We start from the raw sequence: 17,149 nt of genomic DNA, 5'->3' as shown, positions 1-17,149 counted from the left end.
GTGCACCGTAGCAACGGCCCGACGGGCGCCGGTCGTTGGGGATCACCCGCCGGATCTCCCGGTCGTGCCGCCGTGGCCGGTTCCGCACCCCGCCCGCCGGTCCCGCCGGCGGCCCCCCGCCGGTGTGCCCGGGAGGGCAAGTCCACAGCTCACGCACAGAGTTGACGGCACGGGCACCCTCGGTCGCGTCCGGTACCGAGGGATATCCCTCGAAGCACCCGGCACTGGCTGACATGCCACCGTCAAGCCTGTCATTCTCCGTGCGGACCGCCGTACCCCACGACGGCGGTCCCTCATCTGTCGGTGCCCGCACAGCGCAGCTCGTCCCGGACAGCACACCCGTCTGCCCGGTCTGTCACCGGCCGTTCCCCGCGGCCGCAGCAGGAGGAGTACGAGTGAGACCCAGCCCCCGCAAGCGGACCGCGGTCGCAGCGGCCCTGCTCTCCACGACGGCCCTGCTGGCCGTCGGGGTCCAGTCCGTCCCGGCGGCCGCGAAGCCCGCGGCACCCCACCCCAGCCCGGTGCGCACGGGCGGTCTGCCCGCCGACCTCACGCCCGCCCAGCGCACCACGCTGATCAGGAGTGCCGAGTCGGCGTCGGAGCGGACGGCCGACACGCTCGGCCTCGGCGCCCGGGAGAAGCTGCTCGTCAAGGACGTCGTGAAGGACAACGACGGCACCGTGCACACCCGGTACGAGCGCACCTTCGCCGGTCTGCCCGTCCTCGGCGGCGACCTCGTCGTGCACACGCCCCCGGCCTCACAGGCCACCGGCACCGTGAGCACGACCTTCAACAACAACCGCCGTACCGTCTCGGTCACGTCCACCGAGGCCACCTACAGCAAGGCGAACGCCGAGTCCAAGGCGCTCAAGGCGGCCCGGGCGCTCGACGCGCAGGACCCCGACGCCGGGAGCGCCCGCAAGGTGATCTGGGCCGGCGAGGGCACCCCGAAGCTCGCCTGGGAGACGGTGGTCGACGGGCTTCAGGACGACGGCACGCCGAGCCGGCTGCATGTGATCACCGACGCCACCACCGGCGCGGAACTGCACCGCTTCGAGGACATCAAGACCGGCACCGGCAACAGCCAGTACAGCGGCACGGTCACCGTCGGCACCACGCTGTCCGGCTCGACGTACCAGCTCTACGACACCACGCGCGGCGGACACAAGACGTACAGCCTCAACAACGGCACCTCGGGCACCGGCACGCTGATGACCGACGCCGACGACGTCTGGGGCACCGGCTCCGGCTCCCACACCCAGACCGCCGGTGTGGACGCCCACTACGGCGCCCAGGTCACCTGGGACTTCTACAAGAACACCTTCGGGCGCAGCGGCATCAAGAACAACGGCGTCGCCGCCTACTCGCGCGTCCACTACAGCTCGTCGTACGTCAACGCCTTCTGGGACGACAGTTGCTTCTGCATGACCTACGGCGACGGCTCCGGCGGCACCCACGCGCTGACCTCGCTGGACGTGGCCGGGCACGAGATGACCCACGGCGTCACCTCCAACACCGCGAACCTCAACTACTCCGGTGAGTCCGGCGGCCTGAACGAGGCCACCTCCGACATCTTCGGCACGGGTGTGGAGTTCTACGCCGCCAACTCCTCCGACGTGGGCGACTACCTCATCGGCGAGAAGATCGACATCAACGGCGACGGCACGCCGCTGCGTTACATGGACGAGCCCGACAAGGACGGCAGTTCCCGCGACAGTTGGTACTCCGGCATCGGCAACCTCGACGTCCACTACTCCTCGGGCCCGGCGAACCACATGTTCTACCTGCTCTCCGAGGGCAGCGGCAGCAAGACGATCAACGGCGTCACCTACAACAGCCCGACCTCGGACGGCGTGGCCGTCGCCGGCATCGGCCGGGACGCGGCGCTCCAGATCTGGTACAAGGCGCTCACCACGTACATGACGTCCAGCACCACCTACGCGGGCGCCCGCACCGCCGCCCTCAACGCGGCCGCCGCGCTCTACGGTTCGGGCTCCACACAGTACGCCGGGGTCGGCAACGCCTTCGCGGGCATCAACGTGGGCGGCCACATCACGGTCCCGTCGACCGGCGTCACCGTCACCAACCCCGGTAGCCAGTCCGCCACCGTCGGCACCGCGGTGAGCCTCCAGATCTCCGCGAGCAGCACCAACGGCGGCTCCCTGAGCTACGCCGCGACCGGGCTGCCCGCCGGTCTCTCGATCAACTCGTCGACCGGACTGATCTCCGGCACGCCGACCACGGCCGGTTCCTCCGGCACCACCGTCACGGTGACGGACTCCACCGGCGCCACCGGCACCGCGTCGTTCACCTGGACGGTCGGCTCCACCGGCGGCGGCTCCTGCACCGCGACCCAGCTCCTGGGCAACGCGGGCTTCGAGTCCGGCAGCACCTCCTGGACGGCGACCAGCGGTGTCATCACCACGTCCAGCGGCCAGGCGGCCCGCACCGGCTCCTACAAGGCGTGGCTGGACGGCTATGGATCGACCCACACCGACACGCTCTCGCAGTCGGTGACGATCCCGAGCGGCTGCACCAACACCACGTTCACGTTCTATCTGCACATCGACACGGCCGAGACCACCACCAGCACCCAGTACGACAAGCTGACGGTCACCGCCGGATCGACCACGCTGGCCACGTACTCGAACCTCGACGCGGCTTCCGGCTATGTGCAGAAGTCCCTGAGCCTCGGGGCCTACGCGGGCTCCACGGTGACCCTGAAGTTCACCGGCGTCGAGGACTCCTCGCTCCGGACCAGCTTCGTGGTGGACGACACCGCCGTCACGACCGGCTGATCCGCGCCCCCTTCACCGGGACTGGCGGTGTCCCGCGCACGGGCTCTCTCCGTGGGCGGGACACCGTCGGTTCAGCTCAGCGGGTCCAGCGTCAGATACGCCTGGCGCGGGGAGCCGTCGTGGACGAGCGACTCGTGGGCGCCGACGTCGTCGAAGGCGAACGCGTACGCCTTGCCGTCGGCCATCTGGGCGTGGACGGCCCGCGCGTAGTGGTTGGTCACCGCGTCCCGGTAGAAGTTCGCCGAGGAGGTGTCGGGCTGGTTGGGGTTGACCAGCAGCGTCGAGCGGTTGAAGCCCGCGCACAGGGTGCGGGAGATCGGTCCGCGCACGGCGTCGTTCGGGGCGTCCAGCAGCCGGTGACAGCCGAAGATGCTGCCGGCGTCCGGCTTCTGGAAGCTGGTCACCACCGCCCCCGAGGAGTTGGTGAAGTTCATGACCCCGCCCGAGACCCGGCCGTAGTACTTGATGGCCGGCTGGTCGGCGAACGGTGTCACGGTCAGGGTCGTGGTGGCGTACTTCTGCCAGACACGGTTGATGTAGTCGTCCAGGACATTGCCCGACAACGCGCCGGTCTCCACCCCGTAGAGCGGGGACAGCGCCCGCAGCACGGTGCCGTCGGGGCGGGTCTGGATCAGGTTCCCCCAGCCGCCCGACTGGGCGCGCAGGGTGTTGAAGAAGCCGCTGTAGCCCCCGGACTTGAGCTTGCCCGCGGAGATCGTGCTGCCGTCACCGCGCTGCACGCCGACCGAGTAGGGCGCCGAGAACATGTCCACCTGGGTGCTGTTGAGCCAGATCCCGGCGTCGTTGAGCGTGTACTCCGACCAGTTGAACAGGATGTTCCGGTTCGGGTCGGTCGGGTTCTGCACGGCCGGCTGCACCAGCCCGCCGGTGGTCAGCTTGAAGACGATCTTCTGGCCGTAGGAGAAGTAGATCCGTCCGGAGAACTTGGGGATCCGGATGGTCGCCGACCGCCCGGCGGCGGGGCCGGTGATCGCGGCGTCGGGCGCGGGGGTGGGCGGGTTGCCGCCGGCCGGCCAGGCGTGGAAGGTGCCGTTCGCGTCGGCCCAGCCCTGCCGGCCGGTGCTGAGCTGAGTGCCCAGGTTGTATACGTACAGGGCGTCCCCGCGCCCCGAGTTGTTGGTGATCGTGAGCGGGATGGTGTCGGGGACGGCGGCCTCGGCCGTGCCGGCCGGGGGACCGAGGGTGAGCAGCGCGCCGATCAGTGCGGCGGCTCCCACCAGTCGGGTCGTGACTTTCGCGAGCACTCTCCACCTCCGTGCGGGAAGGTCTGTGGGGAGACCTGTGGGGGGACCTGGGGGTTGGTCCGTACCTTCTTTGAGAGCGCTCTCAAAGTGACAGCGAGAGGTGAACATGTCAACAACTTGAACAAGAAGAGACGCCCGCGGTCCGCGGACCGGGGCGTCCCGTGGCCGGACCGTCGCTCAGAGCGTCCGCTTCAGCAGATCCAGCAGGGCCGCCCAGTGCCGCTCGGCGCTCGGCTCGTCGTACGCCGCGGTGTCCGCCTGGGTGAAGCCGTGCCCCGCGCCCTCGTAGACCTCGCAGCGGTGGCGGACACCGGCCTCGGTGAGGGTGTCCTCCAGGAGCGCGATCTGCTCCGGCGGCAGCGACGGGTCGTCGTCCGCGTGACCGAAGTACAGCTCCGCCGTGATCCGGCCGGCCACCAGGTGCGGGCTGTCCGGCGCGTCCGTCGCGAGCCGCCCGCCGTGGAATCCGGCCGCCGCCGCCACCCGCTCCGGAAAGGTCCCGGCGGTCAGCAGGGCGAGCCGGGCGCCCATGCAGTACCCGGTCAGCGCGACCGGGCCCTCGGCGACCAGCGGGCTCTGCGCCATCCAGCGCAGATACGCGCCCGCGTCCCGCATGGCCAGGTCCGGGGTGAGGGACCGCATCACCGGCATCAGGGCCTCGAAGATCTCCGGGCGGGCCCCCGGGTCGATGAACTCCGGCAGCTCCACGACCGGGGCCCGCCCGTGACGGTAGAACACGTTCGGGACCAGCACCGTGTAGCCGGCGGCGGCGATCCGGTCGGCCATCGCCCGCAGATGCGGGCGCAGCCCGAACGCGTCCTGGTACAGCAGCACCCCCGGACGGGGCTCCCCGTCGGCGGGACGGGCGAGATAGGCGTCGGCGACGCCGTCCTCGGTGCGGATGTCGACGGGTGCTCCCTGTACGGAGGTCATGGGGGTGCCTCTCTGCGCGCTTCCCGGAGGGCGGTGACGATACGGGTACGGCGATATCGTTGCATGTACCAAGGAACCCGCCGCGAGGACCCCTGCTCCTCACCCGCTCCTCACTCGAAGCGCGAGATGTCCCCCGCCCCGACCCGTACGATCTCCGCCTCGCCCGAGGAGAAGTCGATCACCGTGGTCGGCTCGGTGCCGCACTCGCCGGAGTCCAGGACGCCGTCCACCAGATGGTCCAGCTCGTCCTTGATCTGCCAGCCCTGGGTCATCGGCTCCTCCTCGCCCGGCAGCAGCAGCGTGCTGGACAGCAGCGGTTCGCCGAGTTCGGCCAGCAGGGCCTGGGTGACGACATGGTCCGGGATGCGCACGCCCACCGTCTTCTTCTTGGGGTGCTGGAGCATCCGCGGCACCTCACGGGTCGCCGGGAGGATGAAGGTGTAGCTGCCGGGTGTGGACGCCTTGACCGCGCGGAACACGTCGTTGTCCACCCGCGCGAACTGTCCGAGCTGGGCGAAGTCCTGGCAGACCAGCGTGAAGTGGTGCCGGTCGTCCAGCTTGCGGATGGCCCGGATCCGGTCGATGCCGTCCTTGCTGCCCAGCCGGCAGCCCAGCGCGTAGCAGGAGTCCGTCGGGTACGCGATGAGGGCGTCGTCCCGGATCGCCTGCGCGACCTGGGCGATGGTGCGCGGCTGGGGGTTGTCGGGGTGCACGTCGTAGTACTTGGCCATTGGACGAGCTTATGCCGTGGCGGGAACCGTACGGCCGGGAAGGCTCACGCGTCCCGCGCGCCCAGCAGATGCGTCCAGCTCTCGGTGAGCAGTTCCAGGGCCGTCGCCGGGTCGGTCTGCCAGCCGTGCCGCATCCAGTGCCGGCCCAGTTGGTCGAGCTGCGTCAGCGCCAGGAAGCCGCGGGTGCGCCGGGAGCCCGGCGCGAACCGGCCCGCCCGGTCCAGGCCCGCCACGATCTCGTCGATCACCCCGTCGAACCAGCGGTCGACCAGCTCCCGCACCTCCGGATCCACGGCGGCCGCCTCGTGCGCGGCCAGCACGTACGGCCGGATCGCGGGCCACTGCCGCGAGACGGCGTACAGCCACGCCCCGATCCCGTCCCGGTTCCCGACGTCCACCACGTCGGCCAGGTTCTCGGCGCCCTCCCGCTCCGCGAGCAGCCGGTCGAGATCCTCGAACAGTGCCTTCATCAGGGCCGTGCGGGACGGGAAGTAGGCGTAGAAGGTCACCCGGGTGGTGCCCGCCGCCTTGGCGATGTCGTCGACCGTGGTCCCCGCGTACCCGCGCGCCTCGAACAGCTCCAGCGCGGTCGACAGCAGCAGCCGGCGGGTCATCTCCTTCTGGGCAGCGCGCAGATGGGCCACGGCGGATGTTCTCCCGTTCGCCGGCGAAGGGGCGCTGACCTGCGAGGTCACGACCCGACGGACGGACATATGGTACGCCCGGGGCGCCCGGTCCACCCCTCGGCGGCCGATCGGACCCCGGCACCGGAACAAGACGCTCCGTTTTGCTGCACCGACCTCGGAAATCCCCCCATGCGTGAGGTAACGTCCCCGACCGGATCGACCGAAGCGGCCCGCGGGGCCGGGAGAGAACGAGGAGCGCACACGCATGGCCGGCCGGGACGACGGGAACCGCCACGCCGAGACGACGGGCGGCGCCGACGCGGCATGGGCGCACGAACTCCTCGACCATCTGCGCCCCACCGGGCCCGGCGTGGACAGGATCGTCGACTGGCTGGCGCGCACCCTCGACGCGACCGTCTGCCTGGCCGACGGCACCGGCACCCCGCTCGCCGGGCCGCCGGCCCCCCTCGGCCACGGCCCCGCCGAGGACGTCCGCTCCGGCCGGATCGCCTCCGCCGCCTGGGAGGACGACGGCCGCTACGCCCGGCTGATCGGCGTCGCCCTCCCGGCCTCCGCCACCGCAGGCGTGCTCACCGTCTCCCGCACCGCCCCCTTCGACCGGCGCGCCGCCGACATCGTCACCCGCACCGCGACCGTCCTCGAACTCGTGCTGCGCGCCCAGCAGACCGCCGTCACCGGCCGCCGGCTCGCCCGCGCCACCGCCGATCTGCGCCTCGCCATCCTCCAGCTCCTGATGGTCGAGGACATCGTCGCCGCCCGCCGCGTCGCCGCCGGACTCTGGCCCGGCCTGCTGGACACCGACACCGCCTGCGTCTACGTCGTCGAGAGCGCCCCCGCCGACCGCGACCGGCTCGCCGAGGACTGCGTCGCCGCCACCCGCGACGAGGCCCTCGTCGTCCGCTGCCCCGCCATGGACGGCCATGTCATCGTCGTCACCCCCGACGACACCTCCGCCGCCGCCCTGCTCACCCTGTGCGAGCGCATCCCCGGCGCCTACCTCGGCGGCAGCACCCGGCAGAGCCTCGCCAGCACCGCCACCGCCTACGGACAGGCCGTCAGCGCCCTCGCCGTCGCCCGGTTCCGCCCCGACCACCGCGCCGTCTACGCCGAACGCACCCACCCCGAGCGGCTGATGGACCCGCAGGTGCTCGCCACCTGGACCACCCGGGTGCTGCGCCCCCTCGACGCGCTGCCCCACCACACCCGGGCCGAACTCCTCGCCACCACCCGGCTCGGCCTGGAGTTCACCGCCGTCAACGCGGCGAAGGTGCTCGGCGTCAGCCGCAACACCGTGCGGGCCCGGATGGAACGCGTCGAGAACCTCCTCGGCACCGACTTCTCCGACCTCACCGTCCGCGCCGCCGTCCATCTCGCCCTCAACACCCAGGTCGCCTTCACCGAGGACCACACCGACGGCGCCGCCGCCCCCGCCCACCTCGGCGATCTGCTCACCGGGCCCGCCCTGCACACCTGGGCCCGTGACCTGCTGTCACGCCTGGACACCGACGGCCGCGACCTGCGCGGCACCCTGCGCGCCTGGATCGCGGCCGGCGGCAACGCCGAACGGGCCGCGCACCTCCTCGGCGTGCACGCCCAGACCGTGCGCGAACACGTCCGCAGCGCCGAACCCGTCCTCGAACGCCAGCTCCTGGCGTCCGGCAGCGACCTCTACGAAGTCGTCCTCGCCCATCTGGCGACCCGTGACCTCGACCACCCCGACCTGCACGGACACCACGGGCCCGGCGCGGAATAGGGCCATCCGGACTCATCTGTGCACAGGTGAGTCCTCGACGCCGCGAAGCGGGCACCGGCACGATTCACAGACCCCGCGCCCGCCCCGTACGTTCGGGAACACGGCGGCGCGACCGGTACGGGGGACTGGTCGCGCCCCTTGCGTTCCCGCCCTTCCCCGGCTCAGCCGTGCGGACGGACCGGGATCTCCTGCCAGCCGAACGCGATGAACGACGGCACCTGGCTCAGCTCCCCGTCGGCCGCGCGCAGCCGCGGGAACCGCTCGAACAGCGCGGGCAGCGCGGTGAGCGCCTCCATCCGGGCCAGCGGCGCGCCGATGCACCGGTGCACCCCGATCCCGAACGCCAGATGGTCGTCGGCCCCGCGCGTCGCGTCGAACACGTCCGCGTCCGCCCCGTAGTGCTCGGGGTCGAGGCCCGCCGCCGCGTACGTCGTGATGATGGCGTCCCCGGCCGGGACCGTCACGTCACCGACCGTCAGGTCGGTCACCGCGAAGCGCAGCGGCAGCGAGGCGATCGAGGGGTGCGCGCGCAGCGTCTCGTCCACCACCGCGTCCCAGCCGATCTCCCCGCTGCGCACGGCCGCGAGCTGCTCGGGGCGGCGCAGCAGCGCCACCACCGCGTTGCCGATGAGGTTCACGGTCGTCTCGAACCCGGCGCCGATCACCAGCAGCAGCGTGTAGAGCAGTTCCTCGCCGCTGAGCCGGTCGCCGTCCTCGTCGCGCACCCGGATCAGCTCGGTCGTCATGTCGTCGCCGGGATGCTCGCTCTTGTGCGCGATGAGCCCGCCCAGCACGGTGCCGATCTGCTCCTGCACGAACGCGGCGTGCTCCGGGCTCGGATCCGAGGTGTCCATGATCGCCGCGATCAGCCGGGCGGTGGCGTCCCGCATCTCCTCCGGCACCCCGAACAGCTCGCAGATGATCCGCATCGGCAGCGGATGCGCGAACCCCGCCTTCAGGTCCACCACCTCACCGCCGGTCTCCAGACCGTCCAGCAGCTCCTTGGTGATGGTCTCCACCCGGGCGCGCAGGGCCTCGGTGCGCCGGTGCGTGAAGCTCGGCGCCACCAGTTTGCGCAGCCGCGTGTGGTCGGCGCCGTAGGTGGAGAGCATGTTGACCACGCCCACCCAGCCGAGGATCCAGCCCCAGGAGGGGTGTTCGCCCAGCTCCGGCCAGAGCCGCCAGTGCTGCCGCGGGTCCTTGCTGACCCGCGGGTCGAGTATCAGCTCCTTCAGCGTGTCGTAGCGGGTGGGCGCCCAGGCCGGGATGCCGCCGGGCAGCTCCACGGGCACGATCGGGCCGAGGGCGCGCAGCCGGGCGCTCTCGGCGGGAATGTCGGCGCCCAGCGGGTCGAGGACGAAACGGTCGGTCACGGTCACGACAGGACTCCTGGCTGTTCTGACTCAGCCGGCTGATCCGGCTGATCCGGCTGGTCCCGCCGGTGCGGCCGGTCGGACCGGCCGGCGGCGGGGGAGCGGGGGCTGAAGCGGACCGGCAGCGCGGTCAGCGAGCGGTGGAACGGCCCCGGCCGCCAGCTCAGCCGGTCGCGCGGCAGCACGGGATCGAGGTCGGGCAGCCACTGGGTGAGCCGCTCGATGGCCTCGGTGACGATCAGCAGCGTGTGCTGCTTCACCGGACAGGCGTGCGCACCCGCGCCCCACGACAGGTGCGAGGCGTCATGGGGATGCCGGCCGTCGCCGCCCCGCTGCTCGGCGAAGTGCCCGAGCGCCCCGTACGACACCACCACCGGCACCGTCTCGCGCAGCCACACCCCGTGGAAGGACAGGGGCCTGCGGGCGTAGTAGATGCCGTAGTTGGTGAGCGGCGTCTCGTGGTGCAGCACCTCGACCACCGCGTCCATCACCGGACGGGCGCCGTTGGTGAGGGTGGAGTAGTAGTCCGGGTTGCCCAGGATCCGCGACAGGGTGTTGGACAGCAGGTTCGCCGTCGGCTCGTACCCGGCGCCGAGGGTGAGGAACACCTGCCAGGTGACCTCCTCCGGGGTCAGCCGGGCCGGATGGTCGAGCAGCCGGCTGGGCAGGTCGTCGCCGCGCCGCTCGGCCTTGGCGGCGATCAGATCGAGCACGTACTGCGCGTACTCGGCCTCGCCCTGCGCGGCCTGCGCGCCGCCCTCCATCATCTTGCCCAGGGTCCGGTTGAGCAGGTCGCCCTGACTGTCCGGCAGCCCGAACAGGTCGTTGAGGACCAGCGCCAGCAGCGGCCGCGAGAAGTCCGCGACGAGATCGGCCTCCCCGAGCGGCCCGATCCGCTCGGCCAGCAGCCGCACCGCCCGCTGCACCCGCGCCCGCAGGTCGTGCGGCTCCACCAGGTCGAACACGTCGATCAGCGTGGTGCGGTAGCGGACATGGGCGGCGCCGTCGGCGAACAGGGCGTTGGGCCGCCAGCGCATCATGCCGAGCACCGGGGAGTCGGCCGGCACGGTCTCCTCCCACGCCCGCGGGTCGTGCGAGAACCGCTCCTCGTCGTGCAGCACCTCCAGGGCGGCCCGCCGGTCGGTGACGAGATACGCCGGCACGTTGGGCGCCAGCTCGGCCCAGCCGACGGCACCCTGGGCGCGCAGCGCCGAGTAGTAGCGCAGCGGGTCCGAGGCGAAGCCGTCCTCCCACAGGCGCACCGGCGCCGAGCGCGCGAAGTCCCGCCGGTCCGGGGGATAGGTGGTCACCGGGCCTCCAGGGGGTCACGGGTGATGAGATGGTCGACCAGCGCGAGCAGCGCGTCGATCGAGGAGTTGGTGTCCCGCGCGTCGCACGTCACCATCGGCGTCCCCGGCTCCAGGTCCAGGGCGCGGCGCAACTGCTCGGGGCCGTGGTTCCGGGGCGCGTCCGGGAAGTCGTTGAAGGCGACCGCGTACGGCAGCCCGCTGTCCTCCACCAGCCCCAGCACGTCGAACGACGCGTCGAGCCGCCGGCTGTCCACCAGCACGAGCGCGCCGAGCGCCCCGTAGGCGATGTCGTCCCACAGCGCCCGGAACCGCTCCTGGCCCGGGGTGCCGAACAGATACAGCACGACCCCGCCCGGCAGGCTGAGCCGGCCGAAGTCGATCGCGACGGTCGTGCTCGCCTTGTCCCGCACCCCGGCCAGGTCGTCCACCGTCGCGGACGCCTCGCTGAGATGCTCCTCGGTGTGCAGCGGCCGGATCTCGGACACGGAGTCGATCAGGGTGGTCTTGCCCACCCCGAACGGCCCCGCGACCAGGATCTTCACCAGGTCACGGGCGGTGTCCGGCAGATGGATGCCGTCGGCGCCGGCCGCGTCGCGGGGGCGGCCGGAGGAATGGGCGCTAGGTGTGCTTGAGGGCGCGGAGGCCATCGGCCACTCTCTTCAGCAGGTCGGGGTCGAAGCGTTCGGCGGGCGGGATCGGCGCCCGGGCCAGGATCAGGTCCCGGTCGACCAGGTCGGCCGCCAGCACCCGCACCGCGGACACCGGCAGCCGCAGCAGCGCCGCCGCCTCCACCACCGCCAGCGAGCCGCCCTCCAGGGCGTCCAGCAGGGCGAGTCCGGCCGGCGGGAGCCCGGCGGGCCGGGCTCCGTCGCCGAGCGCCAGCACCGTCAGCCGCTCCATGTGGGGGCGGCTGGGCCTGGCCACTCCGCCGGTGGACAGATAGGCGGGGACGAGGGGACGGCCGGCCGGTCGGCCCGTCATGCGGGAGCGGTGTCGTCGGCCCCTCGGGACGCGGCCGCCATGGCCTTCTCGCCCAGTCGCACCACCTGGGAGTGGACGCGGTGCGCCAGCATGTCCAGGCGCACCTCCCCGTCGCCGTACGCGGCGACACAGGTGCCGTGGTCGGTGGGCACGATCAGCACATAGCCGAGATCGGACTCGATCACGATCTGCCGTACGTCGGCCCGCTCCCGGTCGGCGAACGCGGCCGCCGCCGTTCTGCACGCGCCCTGCACGGTGCTGGTGATGGCGGCGACCCGCTCGGCCGACGGCTGCGACAGGGCGTCGGTGTACCCGGTGACGAGCCCGTCCCGGGTCAGCATGACGGCCGCCGTCACGTGCGGCACCTCGAGGATCGGTTCCAGCACCCATGCCGTGTCGCCGGTGTTGCGGCTGGTCATCGGGCCGCACCCCCTTCTGTGCGGTCGTCTGCGAGGTCGTCGTCCGCGCGGTCGTCTGTGTGGTCGGTCTGCTCGGTGTCGTCGGCGCCCGCCGCGAAGGCCCCGGGCAGTTCGGCCGCGCCCGCGCGGGCGGCGGCGGTGCCGGACTGGAGGGCGCCCAGCGCGGCCGCCGCGTCCCGCGGACTGCGGGCCGGCCATCCGGCCCCGGCCGTGTGCTCGGCGGCCGGCTCGGGTACGGCGCTCTCCGCCGCGGCCGGCTCCGGTACGGCGGGCCGGGTGCGGCGACGGCGCTGCGGGAGCGCGTCGGTGTCCGGGGCGGTGTCCGGGGCGGTCCGGTGTCCGGCCGGTTCCGCCTCGCCGTGCTCCGTCCCGTACGCATGGGGGGGCACGGCCGTCTGTTCGGACGCCGGCCTGCGGGTGGTGGGCGCGGCGCTGGCCGCCGGGGGCCGCTCCTCGGGGTCGATCCGGCTGAGGAGGTGCTTGTCGATCCGCAGCACCGCCCGCACCCCGCCGTAGGGGGAGGTCGAGGAGACGTCCACGCCCAGGTCGAACTGGCGGGTCAGCCGGCCGATCGCCGCCAGTCCCATCCGCGGCGGGTCGCCCAGGTCGGTCAGCAGGATCGGGTCGTCGCCGGCCACCAGCCGCTGGGCGCGCTCGCGTTCGTCGCGGGTCATGCCGAGGCCCGCGTCGTCGACGGTGACACAGACCCCGTGGTGGACGTGGGCGAGGCTCACCAGGACCTCGGTGTCCGGGGAGGAGTGCCGCAGCGCGTTGTCGAGGAGTTCGGCGACGATGATCGCGACCGGCTCCACGGCGTGCGACACCAGGGCCGTGCCGGGTTCGAGGTGGTTGTGGACCGTGACCCGCTGATATCCGGCGAGCCGGGCCTGACCGCCGGTCACCGCGTCGACCAGGTGCGACTCCTCGCGGGCCAGTCCGACCCAGGCCCCGCACACCACGGCGGCGACCTGCGCCCGCCGCAGCGACTGCTCGTTCTCGTGGTCCAGTTGGAACAGCGTCTGCGCCAACTCGGGGTCGTCGTAGCGCTGTTGGAGTCCGCGCAGGGCGTCCTGGAGCCGGTACAGGGCGGCCTGGATCTCCCGGGTCGCGCCGCGCATCCCGGCCTGGGCGGCCGCGTCCACCCGGGTGCGCTGGGCGGACACCTCGGACTGGAGCGCCAGCAGCACGTTCTCCAGGGCGATCCCGGCCGGGGTGCCGAGGACGGACGGCTGGAGCGGGCCCGGCACCTCCAGGTGCGGATGGGCGACCTTACGGGCCGCCGCGGGCACCCGGTGGTTCGCGAGGTGCTCGACCTCCGCCGTGAACGCCCGTATGGAGGCGTCGAGTTGATGGTGCAGGGCGGATATCTCGGCGCGCTGCCTGCTCTGTTGCCGTCGCAGCCGCAGCAACGTGCCGGCGAGGGCGAGCGCGGACAGTGTCCCGGCGGCGAGACCGCCGACGGCCAGGTCCGGTAATTGGATCATCGATTTTCGGTTCCAGAAGAGGGGACGTCGTTCCGGGCGAGCGAGCAGGCGGGGGGAAGGCGGGCAGGGCACAGGAATGCCCGGGAAGGAAGGTGTGTCCGGGCACTCGCAGCACAGTACACACCGTCATCGACCGATCCCGCACGGTTGAGCGATACTCGCCTCAGAAAGTGCCCGGCATGTGTTCACATCTGTGCCGAGTGTCTGAATTGCCGTGCGGGACAGCCGAGTTGGGCCTCTCAACAGCCCAAATATGTCATCCGGGTGGCGCTATTCCGCGTACAGCGGTGTCAGCACGGCCAGCGTGCCGTTCGCCTGACGCAGCGCCAGTTCCAGCGTGACCGGCGCGTGCAGGGAGCCCGTGCCGTCCGGTGGCACGAGCCACTCCACGAACCGGGCCGGCCGGTACGGCGGCGGCACCGCGACCCAGGAGCCCCGGCTCGCGTGCCGCAGTCCGGCCCCGATCCATCTGCTGCCGGGGTCCGGCGGCAGGAAGAAGCCCACCCGGTGGGCCGCGGTGTCCACCAGGGTGGGTCCGGGGACGGGCCGGGCCGACTGCCACAGCAGGTCCAGCGCCAGCATGCCCAGCCGGTCCGGCACGCTGAGCACGTCCCAGTAACGGCCCGCCTCCAGGAGGGCGATGCCCTCGCCCTGGTCCCAGTCCCGTTTGCAGACCCGAGGGTCCTTCGCCGCGGCGGCGAGCCATTCCACGCCGCGATCCCACATCACTTCGTTCATCGACCGGCTCCGTCCGATGTCCCCAGGACCCGGCCGGACGCTGGTCGGCACGCCGCCGGGCGGTCGCCGTCGGCGCGCATGCCGACTCGGCATATGCATGCTGGTAGATATTTCTACATGGCGGAAGGGGTGGCGGGGCCTGGCGTTTCGGTCTGTTTCGTTCGATGTCCGCGCCCTTGTTCGACCGGCGCGGGCGAGGTCGTCAGGTCCTGGCCCCACCTCCCTGCGGCACGGGAAGCTGCGGACGGGACAGCGGGGCGTCGGTCAACGGGGCGTCGGTGAGCGCAGTGTCGGTGAGCGCAGTGTCGTCCAGTGGCGCATCGGTCAGCGGCGCGTCCGCCGGCCGGGGTCCGGGCAGCGGCGGGTCCGCCTGGCGCAGTTCGGCCAGCAACTCGTTCTGTCCCGCCAGGAGTTCGGTCAGGATGCGGCGGGCCGCCCGCAGCAGCTCGGCGACGTCACCGCCGGCCAGCGCGTAGCTGACCGTCGAGCCCTCCCGGATCGACACCACGATCCCGGAGCGCCGCAGCACCGCCAACTGCTGGGAGAGGCTGGACGGTTCGATCTCGATCTCGGTGAGCAGGTCCCGCACGGCGACGGGGCCGCTCTGGAGCAGTTCGAGGACCCTGATACGGACCGGGTGCCCGAGCATGCGGAAGAACTCGGCCTTTGCCTGGTAGAGGGGGACCTGCATGGTCGTTCGCTCGCTCCCTGCCGCGGTGGGTTGAGTGGTGCTCGGCGGCGCGGCGGCCCGCCTCCGTGTGCCGCCGCGCGCGAGGTCCTGCGTCACGATCCTCGTGGCTGCGGGCTCCGCACACCCCGGTGATGCGTTGATCTGGATGTGTCGAGATGAAGAAATCTGCAAGTCGAGGGTGTGCGAAGCCGAGGATCGTCCGGATGCCTACACCTCGAGTTCGGCCTCGATGCGCTTGAGCTGGTGGCGGGCCATGGCCAGATTGGAACGGGCCCGGTCCAGCACGAGGTAGATGAACAGCCCCGTGCCCTGCCGGCTCTGGACGAGCCGGATGAGGTGGTACTGACTCCCCAGGGTGATCAGGATGTCCTCGATCTCGCCCTTCAGGCCGAGGTGTTCCATGGTGCGGACCTTCGCGCGGATCACATCGGTGTTGCCCGCCGCGGCGACCCCGAGATCGAGGTCCTTGCCGCCGCCCATGGTCCCCAGGGCCATCCCGCTGGTGTAGTCCACGACGGCGGCACCCACCGCCCCCTCCGCCGTGGTCATGATCTCCTTCAGAGAGATTTCCACATTCGCCATGGCGCTCCTCCTGCCGTTCGTACGGGTCCGGGTTCCTCCCGTCCCGCTCGTGAACGACCGTACGGAGCCCGTCCGGCGGGGGAGCGGCACGCTCCGGGACTGGCCGGGAAGGGTTCGGAAATCGAAGATCCGTGACCTCAATCGACCACGGTCGTACGGGAGTTGTGCGAATCAGCGGTGCCGGGGCCCACACCTGCGTGACAGCCCCGCCGGGGTGTCGCTTGCGGCCCGGCGGGGGAGCGGGCAGGGTTCCGTTCCGTGGCCACCTTGCTGATCGTCCATCACACCCCCTCGCCGAACTGCCAGGCGCTGTTCGAAGCGGTCGTCTCGGGCGCGACGGCCCCGGAGATCGAGGGGGTCCGGGTGGTGCGCCGCGCCGCGCTCGCCGCCACCGCCTCCGACGTCCTGGACGCGGACGCCTGTCTGCTCGGCACCCCGGCGAACCTCGGCTACATGTCGGGCGCGCTCAAGCACTTCTTCGACCAGGTGTACTACCCGTGCCTCGACGCCACCCGCGGCCTGCCCTTCGGCTACTGGGTGCACGGCGGCAACGACGTCACCGGCGCGGTGCGCGCCGTCGAGACCGTCACCACCGGGCTCGGCTGGCGGCGCGCCGCCGAGCCGGTCACCGTCACCGGTGAGCCGGCCAAGGCGGACGTCGAGGCGTGCTGGGAACTGGGCGCGACGCTGGCGGCCGGCCTCATGGAGTGACGCCGGTCAGTTCCACAGGGGAAGCGTGACGACCCGGTCGTACTGCGGCGGCCGCTCCCCGAGGTAGGTCAGCGTCATCCGGGTGTAGTGCTCGACCCGCGGGTTCTTCTTCCACGGCTCCGGCCGGTCCAGCCGTACCACCACCGCGTACGGGTGGAAGCTGCCGGCCGCGCAGTACGGATCGCAGTCGTTGACGACGTTGACCCCGGTGGCGCGCGCCGACCGGGCGCCCCAGGTGTCCCAGTGCAGCGAGACGAGCCTGCTGTTGCCGTCGCCGCAGGCCAGGATGAACGCCTTCGGGCGCACCTCGGGCTTCCAGAGGCAGTCGACGAGGACAGGGTCCGGGGCCTGCCGCACCACGGCCCGCTCCACTGTCGGCGGGGCGGCGGCGGGGGCCGCCGTGGCCGTGCCGACCGTCGCGGTGAGACCCAGTGCCGCGCCCATGATGACCGCTGTTCTCGTCGTGTGTCGCATGTCCGCTCCCGCCCGCCCGTCCCGGGACCCGTCCGTGCCGGATCACACGGATCACCCGGTGAAGTGCTGTATCGACGCTACGACGGCCCGCGGGAACGGACCACTCGAACGGCCCAGGCACCTGGTCATTTCCAGCCGTTGTCTTGGCATTCCCATGACAAAGCCGTGCACGCAGTGCCAGGCTGCTTCCCGAAGTTCACCGGTGCTTCACGCTCCGTCACCGCAGTCCCCCACCCCTGCGATCTCATCCCCTGCGATC

Annotated in this window: 16 protein-coding genes and 1 pseudogene; 3 read left to right on the top strand and 14 right to left on the bottom strand. The window is 72.0% G+C overall.

The window, feature by feature from the left end; all coding sequences use genetic code 11:
- Positions 1-395: 395 nt before the first annotated feature.
- Complete coding sequence (locus AFM16_RS02680; RefSeq protein ID WP_078632113.1) at positions 396-2,798, top strand: M4 family metallopeptidase; 2,403 nt, start codon at positions 396-398, stop codon at positions 2,796-2,798.
- 71 nt (positions 2,799-2,869) lie between these two features.
- Here AFM16_RS02680 and AFM16_RS02675 read toward each other — a convergent pair whose 3' ends face one another.
- The 4 genes from AFM16_RS02675 to AFM16_RS02660 all read right to left on the bottom strand — a co-directional run bounded on the left by AFM16_RS02675 (position 2,870) and on the right by AFM16_RS02660 (position 6,371).
- Positions 2,870-4,063: a glycoside hydrolase family 64 protein gene (locus AFM16_RS02675; protein WP_245177619.1), complete on the bottom strand. Its 1,194-nt coding sequence runs from the start codon at positions 4,061-4,063 to the stop codon at positions 2,870-2,872.
- 177 nt (positions 4,064-4,240) lie between these two features.
- Entirely contained in the window at positions 4,241-4,996 is a 756-nt protein-coding gene (locus AFM16_RS02670; protein WP_078632109.1) for a dienelactone hydrolase family protein, read from the bottom strand.
- A 110-nt stretch (positions 4,997-5,106) separates the two neighbouring features.
- Positions 5,107-5,727, bottom strand: coding sequence for an L-threonylcarbamoyladenylate synthase (locus AFM16_RS02665; protein WP_030781306.1), 621 nt, complete (start codon positions 5,725-5,727; stop codon positions 5,107-5,109).
- A 44-nt stretch (positions 5,728-5,771) separates the two neighbouring features.
- Positions 5,772-6,371: a TetR/AcrR family transcriptional regulator gene (locus AFM16_RS02660; RefSeq protein WP_030781303.1), complete on the bottom strand. Its 600-nt coding sequence runs from the start codon at positions 6,369-6,371 to the stop codon at positions 5,772-5,774.
- A gap of 247 nt (positions 6,372-6,618) precedes the next feature.
- Here AFM16_RS02660 and AFM16_RS02655 point away from each other — a divergent pair, with 247 nt between their 5' ends.
- Positions 6,619-8,127 carry a helix-turn-helix domain-containing protein gene (locus AFM16_RS02655; protein WP_078632107.1) on the top strand — a complete coding sequence of 503 codons (1,509 nt, stop codon included), beginning with the start codon at positions 6,619-6,621 and terminating at the stop codon, positions 8,125-8,127.
- A 161-nt stretch (positions 8,128-8,288) separates the two neighbouring features.
- On the opposite strand, the gene AFM16_RS02650 is transcribed toward AFM16_RS02655, so the two are convergent.
- From AFM16_RS02650 to AFM16_RS02610, 9 genes and pseudogenes are all read right to left on the bottom strand, one after another.
- Positions 8,289-9,506 (bottom strand): cytochrome P450 family protein, encoded by a 1,218-nt coding sequence (locus tag AFM16_RS02650; RefSeq protein WP_030781298.1) that lies wholly within the window; start codon positions 9,504-9,506, stop codon positions 8,289-8,291.
- Positions 9,503-10,810 carry a cytochrome P450 family protein gene (locus tag AFM16_RS02645; protein WP_245177618.1) on the bottom strand — a complete coding sequence of 436 codons (1,308 nt, stop codon included), beginning with the start codon at positions 10,808-10,810 and terminating at the stop codon, positions 9,503-9,505. The genes AFM16_RS02650 and AFM16_RS02645 overlap by 4 nt, the downstream gene beginning before the upstream one ends.
- Positions 10,807-11,457: a GTP-binding protein gene (locus AFM16_RS02640; RefSeq protein ID WP_078632105.1), complete on the bottom strand. Its 651-nt coding sequence runs from the start codon at positions 11,455-11,457 to the stop codon at positions 10,807-10,809. Before AFM16_RS02640 ends, AFM16_RS02645 begins: the two co-directional genes overlap by 4 nt.
- Positions 11,429-11,791: a DUF742 domain-containing protein gene (locus AFM16_RS02635; protein ID WP_078632103.1), complete on the bottom strand. Its 363-nt coding sequence runs from the start codon at positions 11,789-11,791 to the stop codon at positions 11,429-11,431. The genes AFM16_RS02640 and AFM16_RS02635 overlap by 29 nt, the downstream gene beginning before the upstream one ends.
- Positions 11,788-12,210 (bottom strand): roadblock/LC7 domain-containing protein, encoded by a 423-nt coding sequence (locus AFM16_RS02630; RefSeq protein WP_030781288.1) that lies wholly within the window; start codon positions 12,208-12,210, stop codon positions 11,788-11,790. The genes AFM16_RS02635 and AFM16_RS02630 overlap by 4 nt, the downstream gene beginning before the upstream one ends.
- A complete protein-coding gene (locus AFM16_RS02625) occupies positions 12,207-13,694 on the bottom strand; it encodes an ATP-binding protein (protein ID WP_245177617.1) in 1,488 nt (495 codons plus the stop codon). Before AFM16_RS02625 ends, AFM16_RS02630 begins: the two co-directional genes overlap by 4 nt.
- Positions 13,695-13,964: 270 nt before the next feature.
- The gene (locus tag AFM16_RS02620) at positions 13,965-14,432 is read right to left on the bottom strand and encodes a hypothetical protein (RefSeq protein ID WP_078632101.1); all 468 of its coding nucleotides are present in this window, start codon (positions 14,430-14,432) and stop codon (positions 13,965-13,967) included.
- A gap of 352 nt (positions 14,433-14,784) precedes the next feature.
- A pseudogene (locus AFM16_RS02615) lies at positions 14,785-15,123 on the bottom strand (ArsR/SmtB family transcription factor); the annotation flags it as partial.
- A 207-nt stretch (positions 15,124-15,330) separates the two neighbouring features.
- Positions 15,331-15,705 carry a hypothetical protein gene (locus AFM16_RS02610; RefSeq protein WP_030781280.1) on the bottom strand — a complete coding sequence of 125 codons (375 nt, stop codon included), beginning with the start codon at positions 15,703-15,705 and terminating at the stop codon, positions 15,331-15,333.
- A gap of 258 nt (positions 15,706-15,963) precedes the next feature.
- Between AFM16_RS02610 and AFM16_RS02605 the strand changes: the two genes are divergently transcribed.
- Positions 15,964-16,416 (top strand): flavodoxin family protein, encoded by a 453-nt coding sequence (locus AFM16_RS02605; protein ID WP_030781268.1) that lies wholly within the window; start codon positions 15,964-15,966, stop codon positions 16,414-16,416.
- Between the two features lie 6 nt (positions 16,417-16,422).
- Here AFM16_RS02605 and AFM16_RS02600 read toward each other — a convergent pair whose 3' ends face one another.
- Positions 16,423-16,890, bottom strand: coding sequence for a hypothetical protein (locus tag AFM16_RS02600; RefSeq protein WP_030781250.1), 468 nt, complete (start codon positions 16,888-16,890; stop codon positions 16,423-16,425).
- Between the last annotated feature and the right edge of the window lie 259 nt (positions 16,891-17,149).

Source organism: Streptomyces antibioticus (genome assembly GCF_002019855.1).
GTDB classification, from domain to species: Bacteria; Actinomycetota; Actinomycetes; order Streptomycetales; family Streptomycetaceae; genus Streptomyces; species Streptomyces antibioticus_B.
The sequence above is the reverse complement of the archived record's forward strand: the minus strand, read 5'-3'. Positions and strand labels throughout refer to the sequence as shown.